The organism is Faunimonas pinastri, assembly GCF_900110915.1.
Classification (GTDB): Bacteria; Pseudomonadota; Alphaproteobacteria; order Rhizobiales; family Afifellaceae; genus Faunimonas; species Faunimonas pinastri.
Window position 1 is genome coordinate 1 of sequence record NZ_FOFG01000012.1, and the last position, 14,348, is coordinate 14,348.

At 67.0% G+C, this 14,348-nt stretch carries 9 protein-coding genes; 3 read left to right on the forward strand and 6 right to left on the reverse strand.

All coding sequences use genetic code 11. The features are described 5' to 3' along the window. Window positions 1-443: 443 nt before the first annotated feature. The gene (locus tag BMY25_RS14790) at window positions 444-2,399 is read left to right on the forward strand and encodes a M23 family metallopeptidase (protein WP_143061986.1); all 1,956 of its coding nucleotides are present in this window, start codon (window positions 444-446) and stop codon (window positions 2,397-2,399) included. Between the two features lie 73 nt (window positions 2,400-2,472). Here BMY25_RS14790 and clpB read toward each other — a convergent pair whose 3' ends face one another. Continuing rightward, window positions 2,473-5,076: an ATP-dependent chaperone ClpB gene (clpB, locus tag BMY25_RS14795; protein ID WP_092497911.1), complete on the reverse strand. Its 2,604-nt coding sequence runs from the start codon at window positions 5,074-5,076 to the stop codon at window positions 2,473-2,475. A 183-nt stretch (window positions 5,077-5,259) separates the two neighbouring features. Between clpB and BMY25_RS14800 the strand changes: the two genes are divergently transcribed. Beyond that, window positions 5,260-6,021: an MOSC domain-containing protein gene (locus tag BMY25_RS14800; RefSeq protein ID WP_092497913.1), complete on the forward strand. Its 762-nt coding sequence runs from the start codon at window positions 5,260-5,262 to the stop codon at window positions 6,019-6,021. A gap of 88 nt (window positions 6,022-6,109) precedes the next feature. Here the strand turns inward: BMY25_RS14800 and BMY25_RS14805 are convergent, their stop codons facing one another. The 5 genes from BMY25_RS14805 to BMY25_RS14825 all read right to left on the reverse strand — a co-directional run bounded on the left by BMY25_RS14805 (window position 6,110) and on the right by BMY25_RS14825 (window position 13,226). After that, window positions 6,110-7,405, reverse strand: coding sequence for a DUF4167 domain-containing protein (locus BMY25_RS14805; protein WP_092497915.1), 1,296 nt, complete (start codon window positions 7,403-7,405; stop codon window positions 6,110-6,112). A 291-nt stretch (window positions 7,406-7,696) separates the two neighbouring features. Then, window positions 7,697-8,542, reverse strand: coding sequence for a peptide chain release factor N(5)-glutamine methyltransferase (gene prmC, locus BMY25_RS14810; protein ID WP_092497917.1), 846 nt, complete (start codon window positions 8,540-8,542; stop codon window positions 7,697-7,699). Further along, the gene (gene prfA, locus BMY25_RS14815) at window positions 8,539-9,618 is read right to left on the reverse strand and encodes a peptide chain release factor 1 (RefSeq protein WP_092497919.1); all 1,080 of its coding nucleotides are present in this window, start codon (window positions 9,616-9,618) and stop codon (window positions 8,539-8,541) included. Before prfA ends, prmC begins: the two co-directional genes overlap by 4 nt. A 24-nt stretch (window positions 9,619-9,642) precedes the next feature. Further along, a complete protein-coding gene (gene ptsP / locus BMY25_RS14820; RefSeq protein ID WP_092498106.1) occupies window positions 9,643-11,856 on the reverse strand; it encodes a phosphoenolpyruvate--protein phosphotransferase in 2,214 nt (737 codons plus the stop codon). A 116-nt stretch (window positions 11,857-11,972) separates the two neighbouring features. Beyond that, window positions 11,973-13,226: an aspartate kinase gene (locus BMY25_RS14825; protein ID WP_092497921.1), complete on the reverse strand. Its 1,254-nt coding sequence runs from the start codon at window positions 13,224-13,226 to the stop codon at window positions 11,973-11,975. Between the two features lie 293 nt (window positions 13,227-13,519). Between BMY25_RS14825 and ubiG the strand changes: the two genes are divergently transcribed. Continuing rightward, window positions 13,520-14,290, forward strand: a complete 771-nt coding sequence (ubiG, locus tag BMY25_RS14830) for a bifunctional 2-polyprenyl-6-hydroxyphenol methylase/3-demethylubiquinol 3-O-methyltransferase UbiG (protein ID WP_092497923.1) — start codon at window positions 13,520-13,522, stop codon at window positions 14,288-14,290. The last annotated feature ends 58 nt before the right edge of the window (window positions 14,291-14,348 follow it).

Consider the following 14,348-nt stretch of genomic DNA (forward strand, 5'->3'; position numbering starts at 1 on the left):
CAATCGAGAACAACCAGACCTCAGTGCCGCTAACCGCGCCCCGTCGTCCGGTGTGACGCTGATATAGACAGGGCAGCCGAGGGTGTCAACAAGGCCGTCGCAAAAACTTCGCTAAAAGCGTTGGGAAATCTCTTTGCCTCATCTTTTCAGAGACTTACCTCCGGGCCTCTTTTGGGGACTCCCCGTTTACCCGGCCTTTCTGCCCCGCTCGGCCTCAAGAGTCCTCTACCGGGCGCGCGGGTCCGGCCCACATTCGACGCGCGGTCCTTCTATAAGTGCGGCCGCTCTCCTTAAGGCGTGCGCATCCGGTTCTCCCGGCCCGCGCCGGTTGACTTCCCCGCCCCCGGCTGGCACCGATCGTCACGAATGGACCACATTCAACGCCCTTAAAGAGTGCGCTCTGAGGGGACGTCTCGCATGAGAGGAATGGACGAGGGACAGGCGTGAGCTTCGCGAAGACACAGCGCATTCCCCGTCCAGTCGTGGATCTCGGGCTCGAAGACCCCCTTTATATCCGGACCATCAACAAGGGACCGCCGGACCGCCGCCGCGTCAGCATACGCTGGCTCGCCGGGTCCGTCCTGACCGGCCTCTTTTCCGCCATTCTCGTCGGCGGCTCGCTACAGGCAGCCGTCGGCATCGACGAGGACAGGATCCTTCGCCCGACACTGGCGCTGACCGGCGACCGGACCGGGAACGGCCTTGCCGAAAAGGGTGACAAGCTTCAGCCCGAGCCGGAAAGCGAGCTGACGCGCCACGTCATCCAGGTTTCCACCGTGACCAGAGTGCAGGACCGGGATGTGATCCGGGTGCGCCCCTTCGCGCATGTGAAGGCGAGCCTTGCCGCGCCGGTGGCTGACGAGATCGCCGCCAAGGTGCCGGCCTTCAATCCGAATGCGCTTTACGCCGAAGAGGGCAAGGCGGGCGACACTCCGGCCCCGGTCGATTCGCTTTATTCCGCCAAGGCCGACGCCGACCTGACGATCAAGGTGGTCGACTTTCCCGGCGACGAAGCCTCCGCGCTCGATCCCAAGGCGGAGATCGGCACGGCGGAAGTACGCGAGAAGGTCAGCCAGAGCGCATCCTTCCTGGCCGACGGGGCGGTGGACGCCTCGTCCATGCCGTATGTCGATCCCGCTCGCTTCCAGGTTGCCAGCGCCGAAGCCGGCACCCTTCCCGCTATTCCGCTGGAAAGCGTGATCGAGAACGTTTCCAGTATCCAGAAAAGCGAAACCGCGGCTGCCGACCCGGAGATCGACGAGAAGGTCATCACGGTCGCGGATGGCGACACCCTTTCCGACATCCTGAAGTCCAACGGCTCTTCGGACCAGGAGGCCGCCTCGGTCTCGGCCGCGTTCCTCGCCAATTTCGCCTTCCGGTTCACCCCCGGCCAGAAGCTGACGCTGGCGATCTCGCCGGATGCCGACGGACGCAAGCGACCGATCCGCGTCAGCCTCTATGACGATGACAACCACATCGGCACTGTCGCGATGTCCGACCGGGGCGAGTTCATGGCGGCCTCCCCGCCGAGCTCGGACGACGCCCTCGTCAGCAACGATCCGAAAACGACCAGCAGCCACGCCGCCTCGGGTGGACTGCCCACCATCTTCGCCGGGATCTGGCGGACCGGGCTGACGCTCGGCATGCCGGAGCCACTGATCAAGAGCCTGGTCGGCATGGTGCAATACGACGTCGACTTCCAGAGCCGCCTCGCGCCGTCCGACAGCCTGAACGTGGTCTTCTCCTCCGGCGATGAACCGGGCACGCAGCCGGAAGTCCTTTACGCAGACCTGACGCTGGGCGGCGTCGAGCACGAATATTACCGCTTCCGCACGCCGGATGACGGCCTCACCGACTATTACGATCCCGAAGGCAAGAATTCGAAGCGCTTCCTTGTGCGCAAGCCGGTCGCGAACGCCCGCTTCAGCTCACCCTTCGGCTATCGCCTGCACCCGATCCTCGGCCGCATGATCCTGCATTCCGGCGTGGACTGGGCAGCGCCGAACGGCACCCCGATCACCGCCGCGGGCGACGGCACCGTCAGCTTCGTCAACTGGAAAACCGGTTACGGCCGGTACATCCAGATCACCCATAACAACGGCTACAAGACGGCCTACGGTCATATGAGCGCTTTCGCCAAGGGCATCAGCGTCGGCACGCGCGTCCATATGGGCCAGGTGATCGGCTATGTAGGCCAGACCGGCTACGCGACCGGCCCGCACTGCCACTTCGAGATCCTGGTGAACGACCATTTCGTCGACCCCATGAAGATCAAGCTGCCGCGCGGACGCGTGCTGCAGGGGCCGATCCTCGCGAATTTCGAGAAGGAACGGCACCGGCTGGACGCGCTGCTGGAGCAGGATAACAGCCAGCAGCGCTTCGCCGAATCCACGAACTAGCAGACGAAATCCAAACGCTTCGGACAAAGAAAAACCCCCGCCGAGGCGGGGGTTTCTGTGGGAGCGAGACCGTTCAGGCCGCGGCCTGGTCTAGGCCGCTTTCGCGAGACCTGAACAGCAGCCGGTCGGTGCCGGCGGTCACCTTCACATGCGCGCCGTCGCGGATCTCGCCGGAGAGGATCTTCTCCGCCAGCGGGTCCTGCACCTGCTTCTGGATCACGCGCTTCAGCGGACGCGCGCCATAGGCGGGGTCATAGCCGCGCTCGGCCAGCCATTTGCGGGCGCTCTCGTCGAGCTCGAGGTCGATCTTGCGCTCTTCCAGCAGCTTGCGAAGCCGGGCGAGCTGGATGTCGACGATCGTCTCCATCTGGTTGCGCTTCAGCCGGTGGAACAGGATCACCTCGTCGATGCGGTTCAGGAATTCCGGACGGAAATTGCCGCGAACTACGGCCATGACCTGCTCGCGGACGGAGTCCACGTCCTGGTCCTCCGGCAGGCTCGCCAGATAATCCGCGCCCGTGTTCGACGTCATGATGATCAGCGTGTTGCGGAAGTCCACGGTCCGGCCCTGGCCATCGGTCAGGCGGCCGTCGTCGAGGACCTGCAGCAACACGTTGAAGACATCCGGATGGGCCTTCTCCACCTCGTCCAGCAGCACGACCTGATAGGGGCGGCGCCGCACGGCTTCGGTGAGCACACCGCCTTCCTCATAGCCGACATAACCGGGAGGCGCGCCGATCATCCGGGCCACGGAGTGCTTCTCCATGAATTCCGACATGTCGAGGCGCACCATTGCCGTCTCGTCGTCGAAGAGGAAGCTCGCCAGCGTCTTGGTCAACTCCGTCTTGCCGACGCCCGTCGGTCCCAGGAACATGAACGAGCCGATCGGCCGGTTCGGGTCCTGCAGGCCGGCGCGGGCGCGGCGGACGGCGGTCGCCACCGCATGGACCGCCTCGGCCTGGCCGACGACCCGGCGTCCGAGTTCGTCTTCCATGCGCAGCAGGCGGTCGCGCTCGCCTTCCAGCATCTTGTCGACGGGCACGCCGGTCCAGCGCGAGACGACGCCGGCGATGTGGTCGGGCGTCACCGCCTCTTCCACCAGCGCGCCGCCGCGCCCGGCCTGCTCGGCCTCGTGCAGCTGTCTCTCAAGCTGCGGGATCGTGCCATAGGCAAGCTCGCCGGCCTTGGCGAGATCGCCCTGGCGCTGCGCCCGCTCCAGATCGAAGCGTGCCTGGTCGAGCTGCTCCTTCAGCTTGGAAGCGGCGCCGAGCTTTTCCTTCTCAGCCTGCCAGCGCGTGGTGATCGAGCTGGACTGCTCCTCGAGATCCGCGAGTTCCTTCTCCAGCCGGGCGAGCCGGTCCTTCGAGGCGTCGTCGGTTTCCTTGCGCAGCGCCTCCCGCTCGATCTTGAGCTGGATGATGCGGCGGTCGAGCTCGTCGAGGACCTCCGGCTTGGAATCGACCTGCATGCGCAGCCGCGACGAGGCCTCGTCCATGAGGTCGATCGCCTTGTCCGGCAGGAAGCGGTCGGTGATGTAGCGGTTCGAGAGAGTCGCGGCGGCCACCAGCGCGGAATCGGTGATCCGGACGCCGTGATGGACCTCGTACTTCTCCTTCAGGCCGCGCAGGATGGAGATCGTATCCTCCACCGTGGGCTCCGAGACGAAGACCGGCTGGAAACGACGGGCGAGCGCCGCATCCTTCTCGATGTACTTGCGGTACTCGTCGAGCGTGGTCGCTCCGACGCAGTGCAGCTCGCCCCGGGCCAGCGCAGGCTTCAGGAGGTTGGAGGCGTCCATCGCCCCGTCCGCCTTGCCGGCGCCCACCAGGGTGTGCAGTTCGTCGATGAACAGGATCACGCCGCCAGCGGCCGAACCGATTTCCGAGAGCACGGCCTTCAGGCGCTCCTCGAATTCGCCGCGATATTTCGCCCCCGCGATCAGCGCGCCCATGTCGAGCGACATCAGCGTCTTGTCGCGCAGCGATTCAGGCACGTCCTTGTTGACGATGCGCAGCGCCAAGCCTTCCGCGATCGCGGTCTTGCCGACGCCGGGTTCGCCGATCAGCACGGGATTGTTCTTGGTACGGCGCGAGAGCACCTGGATCGCCCGGCGGATCTCCTCGTCACGGCCGATCACCGGGTCCAGCTTGCCGTCGCGGGCATCCTGCGTCAGGTCGCGGGCATATTTCTTCAACGCGTCGTAGCTCTGCTCGGCGGAAGCGGAATCCGCGGTGCGGCCCTTGCGGAGATCGTTGATCGCGGTGTTCAGCCCGGCCGGCGTCACGCCCGCCTTGGCGAGGATATCGGCGGTCGCGGCGTCCTTCTCCATCGAGAGCGCCAGCAGCAGACGCTCCACCGTGACGAAGGAATCGCCCGCCTTGTCGGCGATCTGCTCGGCGGTCTGGAACACTTTGGCGAGCGGCTGCGCGAGATAAAGCTGGCCGCTGCCGCCGGACACCTTGGGCAGCTTGGCCAGCGCGGCGTCGACACCGAGCGCCGCATCGCGGGCGCGTCCGCCGGAGCGGTCGATCAACCCGGAAGCAAGCCCTTCCTGATCATCCAGCAGCACCTTGAGCAGGTGCTCCGGGGCAAATTGCTGATGGCCCTGTCCGAGCGCATAGGTCTGCGCCGACTGGATAAAGCCTTTCGAGCGGTCGGTATATTTGTCGAAGTTCATGGGTCTCCCCTTTGGCCCGCCCCGCGATCCGAAGCCTCGACCGGGCGGCCACCTTTCCTCTACTCGGCCCCTTCAGGCGACCGTATCCGGAATATGGGTGTGGCACTTCTGCCACGCAACTCCGGTCAACCCCGAATTCGCGCCGTGCTATGAAAAGGGCGACGCCTCAATCCGAGTTCCGAAATGCCCGCCCCGATCCACGTTGCCGCGCTTTACCGCTATCCCGTGAAGGGCTTCTCGCCGGAACCCCTCGACAGCATCGTCCTGGCCGTCGGGGAAACGGTGCCGCACGACCGGGCCTACGCGATCGAAAACGGGCCGAGCGGCTTCGATCCCGCCGCGCCGTCCTATTTCCCTAAAGCCCGGTTTCTCATGCTGATGCGCAACGAACGCATGGCGGAGTTCCGGACGCGGTTCGATCCGCAGACCGGCGAGTTCTTCATCGAACGGGACGGTGCCCTCGCCGTCTCGGCCTCGCTGGAAACCGAGGAGGGTCGCGCCCGGCTGGAGAACTGGCTGGCGGAAAACTTTGCGGCGGAGCTTCGCGGCGCGCCCAGGATCCTGTCCGCTCCCGGGCACAGTTTTTCCGACAAGCCGGACAAGGTGATCCACCTCGTCAACCTCGCCAGCGTCCGGGCGCTGGAGGAGGAGTTCGGAGCGGCGATCGACCCGCTTCGCTTCCGCCCCAATATCCTGATCGACGGAGCCGAGCCCTTCGCCGAGCTCGAATGGCCGGGCCGCGACGTGCGGATCGGCGGCGTCGGGCTGACGGGCGAGGAGCGGACGGTTCGCTGCGCGGCGACAAACGTCGATCCGGAAACCGGTCGGCGCGACATGCAGATCCCGCGCGGGCTCATGCAGCGCTACGGCCATTCCGATTTCGGCATCTATCTCAAGGTGACCGCGGCGGGCGCGCTTCGGATCGGTGACGCCCTCCTCGCCTGAGGAGCGGCAGAAACGAAAAAGGGCCGGCAAAGCCGACCCTTTCGAGCAATGTCCGAGCCTTCCAGCCCGTTTTCCGGGCTGAAGCGGGTTATTCCGGGAAGGCAGCCAGCGCGGCTTCACCGTCGCGGGTGGCCTCGCCTTCGGCCGGTGCAGCACCGGCCTCCGGAGCGGCCGCGCGCGGAACGCGGCGACGGCGCGGGCGCGGGGCTTCCGCATCGGCGGCCGCCTCGGGCGCCGCCTTCGGGGCTTCGCTCTCGACAACCGGGGATGCCGGGGCCGGAGAAGGGGCCGCCGGGGATGCGGCAGTCACGGGCGCGGCGACCGGAGCGTCGGCACCGGCTTCGCCGGTTTCATCGGCGCGAACGCGGCGACGACGACGGGGCCGGATTTCCTCGGCGACGTCGGCGGCAGACTCGATCGGCGCGCCGTTGGAGGTGCCGTTCACGGGCGCCTCGTAAGCGCCATCGATCTCGCCGGACCGAGCCGCGACGGGAGCCACGTTCCGGTTCGTTTCGTCCTCGAAGCCGGCCGGAGCAGCGGCTTCGGCAACTTCGCCGCGCGGCCGCTCGTAGCCGCCGTCCTGATCCTGGTTGCGGCTGCGCTCGCGGCGACCTTCGCCATTGAAGTCGCGCGGGCGCTGCTCGTAACGCTGCTCGCGGTTGCCCTCGCCGTTGAAGTCACGGGGGCGCTCGCGCCGTTCGCCGCGCTCTCCATTGTACTCGCGGTTACGCTCGCGGCCGTTCTCGCCGTCCTGATAGCGCTCGCGGCGTTCGCCACTCTGCTCGCGGCGCTCGCCGTTCGCTTCGCGGGGCGCCCGCTGCTCGCGGTCGTTGTCGCCGTTCATGTTGCGCGGGCGCTGCTGGCGGCCGAAATCGCCTTCGCGCGGCTCGCGGCTGCGTTCGCGGAACTCGCGGGGCTGCTGCTGGTAGCCGCCCTCGCCTTCCTCGCCCTCGTCGGCGGGGGCGCTGCGCTGCTCGCCGTTCTGCTCGCTGCGATCGCGACCGCCGCGCGGCGCGAAGAAGCGATCCTCTTCCTCGCCGTCCTCGTCGTCGCCGTATTCACGGGTCTGGACCGGCTGGCTCTGCTGCTGCAGGGCCTGGGCGGCAAAGATGATGCGGTTGTAGTGCTCGGCATGCTGCAGGTAGTTCTCAGCGGCCACGTTGTCGCCGGACGACAGGGCGTCCCGGGCGAGCGTCATGTACTTTTCGGCAACATGCGCTGCGGTCCCGCGGACCTTCACGTCGGGTCCGTTGGACTCGTAGCTGCGCGTCAGCGGGTTCGGTCCCTTGCGGTTTCCACCGCCGCCGCCACCGCCGCCGCCGCCGCCGTTACTGCCGGGATTGTTGGGACGGCCGCGCGAACGCCGATTCTGATTATGTCTCATGAAACCGTTCTCGTTGTTGACGGCTGATGTACAAGCCGGAGCGGCTCCGCGCTGAAGCCCGTTCCGGAAATTCAGTCCCGCGTCCTTCGATCAGTCCCCGCGCGTATGGGCGCGGTCGATCCAAGTCTATCTGATGACGACGCGAGCGAACCCCATCCGGCTAAAACTCTGACCATCGGATCAGGAGCGGGACGCTGGCCACCACGTGGCCTTTGTCTTGGTTCGCGCCCGGACGCTAGCTTGATCGCCAAGGTTTTCCAAGCACTTTTTTACAATTGCGACAGGATCGGTTCAGCTCTGCCGGGCGACCACGACGCGCGGATGCCCGGCAAGATCGCGGCGGGTTTCCACCAGCACCAGTCCGGCTTCCGAGCAAAGCGATTCGACCTCTTGCGACTGATCATAGCCGATCTCGAGCGCCATGATACCGCCGGGCTTCAGCGCCGATGCGGCACGCCGGGTGATGATCCGGTAGGCGTCCAGCCCGTCCATGCCGCCATCCAGCGCCAGCGCCGGATCGAAGTCCCGCACTTCCCGCTCGAGGCCCGGCATGTCGTTGCTGCGGATATAGGGCGGGTTTGATACGATCGCGTCGAACAAACCCTGCGGCCCATCGGCAAAGCTCATATGGGAAAGCGCGAGCCGGTCCGCAACACCCGCCGCCCTGGCGTTCTCGCCGGCGGCTTGCAGAGCCTCTTCGGACAGGTCCACCGCCACGCCCCTCGCGCGCGGCCGCTCGTGAAGCAGCGCGACGATGATCGCACCGGAGCCGGTGCCGAGATCGGCAATGTCGAGATCGCGGTCGGCGGGGAGTTGGTCCAGCGCCGCTTCGACAAGGATTTCCGTATCCGGGCGTGGCACCAGCGTGGCCGCGTTGAGGCGGAACGGGATGCCCCAGAATTCGCGTTCGCCGAGGATCCGCGCCACGGGCTCGTGCCGCCCGCGGCGCGCGATGAACTCGCCGAAAAGGTCAAGGGACGCGGGGTCGAGATTCCGATCCGGGCGGGACAGCACGGCCGATACATCCAGCCCGGCCGCGCGGCAGAGCAGCAGGCGCGTGTCCAGCGCCGCTGTGGGAAGACCGGCGGCGGCGAGCCGGGCCCGCCCCTCCGCCAGCGCTTCCCCGATGGTGGTCAAGCCGCCTCGCCTTCGATCTCGGAAAGCTTGCGCGCCTGATCGTCGGCGATCAGCGCCTCCACGAGTTCGTCCAGCGCCTCGCCATCGAGCACCTTGTCGAGCTTGTAGAGCGTCAGGTTGATGCGATGATCGGTGACGCGCCCTTGCGGGAAATTGTAGGTGCGGATCCGTTCGGACCGGTCGCCGGAGCCGACCTGGTCCTTGCGGGCGGCAGCGCGCTCGGTGTCGGCGCGCTGGCGTTCCAGATCGAAGAGCCGGGCGCGCAGCACCTGCATGGCGCGCACGCGGTTCTGGTGCTGCGACTTCTCGCCGGCCGTCACGATGATGCCGGTGGGCAGATGGACGATGCGCACGCCGGTCTCGGTCGTATTGGCGTGCTGGCCGCCGGCGCTGGACGCGCGCGTGGTGTCGATGCGGATGTCCTGGTCGCGGATCTCGATATCCACGTCCTCGGCCTCGGGCAGCACCGCGACCGTCGCGGCGGACGTGTGGATGCGGCCACCGGCCTCCGTCGTCGGCACGCGCTGGACCCGGTGAACGCCCGACTCGAACTTCAGCCGCGCATAGACGCCGTCGCCGCGCACGGAGGCGACCACTTCGCGCAGGCCACCGACCTCACCCTGGCTGATGGAGAGCACCTCGACCTTCCAGCCATGCGCGGCGGCATAGCGCTCGTACATGCGGAAGAGATCGCCGGCGAAAAGCCCTGCCTCGTCGCCGCCGGTTCCGGCGCGGATTTCGAGAATAGCGCTCTTGTCGTCGGCGGCATCCTTGGGGATCAGCAGCTTGCGGAGTTCCTGGCTCAGTTCCTCGATGCGGTCGGACAGGGTCGCCCGCTCATCCTCGGCCAAAGCGCGCATCTCGCGGTCCGTTTCCGGATCGGCGAGCAGCGCTTCGGCCTCGGCGAACTCGGTTTCGGCGGCGCGCAGCTCGCGCGCCTTGGCCGCCACCGGCTCCAGTTCGGAGAGTTCGCGCGACAGCTTCACGAAGTCGTCGCGCCCGAGAGTGCCGTTGAGCATCGCGGTCACCGCCTCATGGCGGTGAATCAGCGTGCGGAGTCGTTCCTGGGGTATCATCGCGCGTCTATAACCGAGGAAGCGTCAAACCGGAATGTTGTGGGCGGCCGCCCAGGCGCGAAGCTCCGTGCGAACGTCCGACGCCGAAGATCCCTGGTCGACCAGTTCCTTCAGCCGCGCTTCGAGCGGTGCCAGTTCCATCGCCCGGATCATGGACTTCACCGGACCGATCGCGGCCGACGCCATGGACAGCGAACGGTAGCCGATGCCGAGCAGCGCCATGGCCTCCAGCGGCTTGCCGGAAATCTCGCCGCAGACGGAAACCGGCTTGCCATAGGCCTTGGCCTTGTCGGCAACCTTGCGGAGCGCCCGCAGGAACGCCGGGCTCAGCGGGTCGTAGCGCCCCGCGAGCCGGGTATTGCCGCGGTCGCTCGCCATCATGAACTGCATGAGGTCGTTGGAACCGACCGACAGGAAATCGACGGCGCTGAGAAGTTCGTCGAGCTGCCAGAGCAGCGCCGGCACCTCCAGCATCGCGCCGAGCATCACACGCGTCGGCACGCCATGACCATGGCGCTCCAGATGCGCCTGTTCGCGCGTCAGGATCGCCTTGGCGCGTTCGAATTCGGAGACTTCCGTCACCATCGGGAACATCAGCCGAAGTTCCCGCCCGACCGAGGCGCGGAGCAGCGAACGGAGCTGCGTGCGCAACAGCGCCGGGCGGTCCAGCCCCAGCCGGATCGCCCGCCAGCCCATCGCGGGGTTTTCTTCCTTCTGCGAGCGGAGATAGGGCAGCACCTTGTCGCCACCGACATCGAGCGAGCGGAAGATGACGGGCTTGTCGCCGGCCGCCTCGATCACCTGCGCATAGAAGGCCTGCTGCTCGCTCTGCTTGGGAAAGGCGGACGAGATCATGAACTGCAGCTCGGTGCGGAAGAGCCCGATGCCCGCGGCACCCGATTCTTCCAGGCGCGGCAGGTCCATGATCAGGCCGGCATTCATCTGCAGCGAAACGCCGACGCCGTCCTGCGTCACCGCCGGCTCGTCCTTGAGCTTGCGATACTGCTCCTGCTTGCGGGCGCGGAACCGCACCCGGTCGGCATACGCCGTCTCGATATCGGCTGGCGGGCGAAGATGCACCTCGCCGAGTTCGCCATCGACGATGATCGGGTCGCCGGCTTCCGCCAGCGCGACCACGTCCTGCGTCTGGCCGACCGCGGCGATGCCGAGCGCCTTGGCGACGATGGTGACGTGGCTCGTCGGGCCCGCATCCTCAAGCACCAGCCCGCGCACGCGGTCGCGGTCGTAATCCAGGAGTTCCGCCGCGCCCATGTTGCGGGCGACGATGATGGCGTCTTCCGGCATGTCGGCTGCGTAAGGCCCGTGCGGTCGCCCAATCAGCTCGCGGAGCAGTCGGTTGCCGAGATCCTCGAAATCATGGAGCCGGTCGCGCAGGAACGGATCCGTCTGCCGCGACATGCGGGCGCGGGTGTCGCTCTGCACCTTTTCCACCGCCGCCTCGGCGGTGAGGCCGTTCTCGATCGCCTCGCGCAACCGCCGCGTCCAGCCGCGATCCTGCGCGAACATGCGATAGGCTTCCAGGATCTCGCGGTGCTCGCCGGTACCGGCCGCCGCGCCGCGCGCCAGGAGGTCGTCGACGGAAAGCTGCAGTCCCGCCATGGCGGCGTCGAGCCGCTTCAGCTCGTGCTCGGTATCCTCGGCGATCAGCTGCGTGACAACGACGCGCGGCTCGTGCAGCACCACGTGGCCGAGCGCGATGCCCTCCGAGAAGGCGGCGCCCTTGATGTGGACGGGATGGTTGAGGTCGAGATCGGCGCCCGGGGCGGCCAGATCCTCGATCTCGCCGGCCGCCACCATTTCCGCCAGCACCATGGCGGTGGTCTGCAGCGCCTCGATCTCCTCCTCCGTGTAGTTCCGGTAGGAGCGGTTCTGCACGACGAGAACGCCCAGCGTGCGCCCTGCCCTGAGGATCGGCACGCCGAGGAAGGAATGGTAGATCTCTTCGCCCGTCTCCGGGAGATAGGCGAAGGCGGGGTGGGACTGCGCATCCGGCAGGTTCAGCGGCCGCGCCTCGGACGCGATCAGGCCGACCAGGCCGCGGCCCACGGTCAGCGTCGCGCGGTGAACGGAGATCGAGTTCAGGCCTTCGGTGGCATAGAGTTCCAGCACGCCATCGGCGCGCAGCACATAGACCGAGCAGACCTCCGCGACCATGTTGGCCGCGATGATCCGGACGATCTTGTCCAGTCGCTCCTGTGCGCCGATTGGCTCGGCCATGACCTCGCGGAGCCGCCTGAGCAGCACTCTCGGCCCGGCCAGCGCTCCCCGGGTTCCAACCACGTCAACCCCCTCTCACGCGGCGAGAAGCCGGATTGCCGTGTCCGGATCAGCCGTCAGGTCTTGTCGAGTTCGTATATTGAATGGAGCGTCCTGACCGCAAGCTCGGTGTAGGCCGCATCGATCAAAATAGAAATCTTGATCTCCGATGTGGTGATCAACTGGATGTTGATACCACGCGATGCGAGCGCTTCGAAAGCCTGCGCCGCGACGCCGGCATGGCTTCGCATCCCAATGCCGATCACCGACACCTTCGCCACGTCCTTGGAGCCGGAGACCTGCTCGATCGAAATGGCGGAGCTCAGCCCGTCGATCAGCGCCAGCGAGCGCTCGTAATCGGCGGTGGGAACGGTGAAAGTGATGTCGGTCGTCCGGCCGTCCTCGGAGATGTTCTGGACGATCATGTCGACATTGACGTTGGCGGCGGCCAGCGGGCCGAAGATGCCGGCCGCGATGCCGGGCTTGTCCTGCACCCGGCGCAGCGTGATCTTCGCCTCGTCCTTGGAATAGGCGATGCCTGTTACGAGCTGCTTTTCCACGATTTCATCCTCGTCGCAAATCAGCGTGCCGACCGGCTCGCCGCGCTCATTGACCTGCGGGGCGTCCGGGTCCGCGAAGGAGGAGCGCACGAAGGTGCGCACGCCATGCACCATGGCGAGCTCCACCGAGCGGACCTGCAGGACCTTGGCCCCGAGCGATGCCATTTCCAGCATTTCCTCGAACGCCACCTTGTCCAGCCGGCGGGCGTTGGAAACGATGCGCGGATCGGTCGTGTAGACGCCGTCCACGTCGGTATAGATGTCGCAGCGGTCCGCGCCCACCGCGGCGGCGATGGCGACGGCGCTGGTGTCGGAGCCGCCGCGTCCCAGAGTGGAGATGCGGTTGTCCGGGCCGATGCCCTGGAAGCCGGCGATGACGGCCACCTGACCCTTGGCCATCCGCTCCAGGAGCAGCGGCGAATCGATGCCGGTGATGCGGGCGACGGAATGGGCGCCGTCGGTGCGGATCGGGATCTGCCAGCCGAGCCAGGAGCGGGCCTCGACGCCGAGCGACTGCAGCGTGATCGCGAGAAGGCCGGCGGTCACCTGCTCGCCGGAAGCCACCACCGCGTCGTATTCGCGCGCGTCGTGCAGCACGGACGCGTCGCGGCAATAGCCGACGAGCTGGTTGGTGACGCCCGACATGGCGGAAACCACGACGGCGACCTCGTGCCCCGCGTCCACCTCGCGTTTGACGTGGCGCGCCACGTTCCTGATGCGACCGAGGTCGGCGACCGATGTGCCGCCGAATTTCAGAACAAGCCGGGCCATGAAGTGTCCGTTGCCGGCGGTTCCGGATGACCGCCGCGTTTCCCTGGAAATTCAGATCGCCGGCGAGAAACCGGCAGGGCGGGCTTTTATCGACATAAGCGGCTATGAGCAACCGCATAAGCCACCCCGCGCCCCCTTCGACGGAGAGGACGGCGGAATGGCGGCGAGCCGGGGGAGACGGCGGCGCGGCGTGCGGGCCATTGCTCCCGACGGCGGGACGGGGCACCCTGAGGCGAGCCTGGCCGGCGGCTGGAACGAAGGCAGCACCGCCGGGCAGAGCGTTTGGAGATGGAATGACGGATATCGGCAGGGCCGGCGGAACGGTTGATGCGGGCGAACTGGAGAAGTTCGCCCGCATGTCGGCGGAATGGTGGGATCCGGAGGGCAAGTTCAAGCCGCTGCACCGGCTGCATCCGCTTCGTCTCGCCTATATCCGCGACCATGTGGCCGCCCATTTCGGTCGCCAGCCGAATCAGCCCCGTCCCTTCGCCGGCCTCCGCATCGTCGATATCGGCTGCGGCGGCGGCTTGCTGACCGAACCCATGGTGCGGCTCGGTGCCGAGACGGTCGGCGTCGATCCCGGCGAGGCGAATATCGAGATGGCGCGGCTGCATGCCGCGCAAGGCGGGCTCGCGGTCGACTACCGCGCCACCACGGCCGAAGCTGTCGCTGAAGCCGGCGAGACCTTCGACGTCGTGCTGGCCATGGAGGTGATCGAGCATGTCGCCGACGTGGAGGCGTTCCTGGCGACGCTTTCCCGCCTGCTCCGCCCGGGCGGCCTCATCTTCCTGTCCACCATCAACCGGAACCTGAAGGCCTACGCGCTGGCGATCGTCGCGGCGGAGCGCGTGCTGCGCTGGTTGCCGCCGGGCACGCACGATTATGCCAAGCTGATCCGCCCGTCGGAACTGGAAGCGGCGCTGAACGAGATGGGTCTTCGGGTCGAAGGTCGCAGCGGCGTCACCTACAATGTGCTGGGCGACCGCTGGCAGCTCTCCTCCGACATGGGCGTCAACTACATGCTGTTCGCACTGAAGCCGGAAGCGGAGCCCGGCGCGGGATAATACTTCGAGGGCTAAGCGAAACCGCCTCTCGCGACAAAATGGTCAGGCGTCGCGAACG

Bases quoted from the DNA above. Each gene is read 5' to 3' on its own strand.
- clpB (WP_092497911.1), bottom strand. From the start codon at position 5,076: ATGAACTTCGACAAATATACCGACCGCTCGAAAGGCTTTATCCAGTCG.
- BMY25_RS14800 (WP_092497913.1), top strand. From the start codon at position 5,260: ATGCCCGCCCCGATCCACGTTGCCGCGCTTTACCGCTATCCCGTGAAG.
- BMY25_RS14805 (WP_092497915.1), bottom strand. From the start codon at position 7,405: ATGAGACATAATCAGAATCGGCGTTCGCGCGGCCGTCCCAACAATCCC.
- prfA (WP_092497919.1), bottom strand. From the start codon at position 9,618: ATGATACCCCAGGAACGACTCCGCACGCTGATTCACCGCCATGAGGCG.
- ptsP (WP_092498106.1), bottom strand. From the start codon at position 11,856: ATGGCCGAGCCAATCGGCGCACAGGAGCGACTGGACAAGATCGTCCGG.
- BMY25_RS14825 (WP_092497921.1), bottom strand. From the start codon at position 13,226: ATGGCCCGGCTTGTTCTGAAATTCGGCGGCACATCGGTCGCCGACCTC.
- ubiG (WP_092497923.1), top strand. From the start codon at position 13,520: ATGACGGATATCGGCAGGGCCGGCGGAACGGTTGATGCGGGCGAACTG.